At 67.1% G+C, this 228-nt stretch carries 1 protein-coding gene; it reads right to left on the reverse strand.

Annotation, left to right across the window (positions count from 1 at the left end; all coding sequences use genetic code 11):
* The coding region (locus SB751_RS36090; RefSeq protein ID WP_410749738.1) for a dihydrodipicolinate synthase family protein at positions 1-228 on the reverse strand (228 nt) is incomplete at both ends.

Genomic DNA, 228 nt, shown 5'->3' on the forward strand with positions numbered 1-228 from the left:
GTTGTAGTACGGAACCACGGACAGGCCGGCCTGCGCGCCCACTGCCTTGGCGTGGCGGGTCAGGTGGATGGCTTCGTCGGTGGAGTTGGCACCCACGCCGGCAATGACCGGAATGCGGCCGGCGGCATGTTCAACCGCCACGCGGATGAGTTCCGCGTGTTCTTCCATGGAAACCGTCGGCGACTCCCCGGTGGTGCCCACCACCACGAGTGCGTCGGTGCCTTCCTG

Origin of the sequence: Cupriavidus sp. SIMBA_020, assembly GCF_046535395.1 — a bacterium.
In the GTDB taxonomy this organism is placed as follows: Bacteria; Pseudomonadota; Gammaproteobacteria; order Burkholderiales; family Burkholderiaceae; genus Cupriavidus; species Cupriavidus campinensis.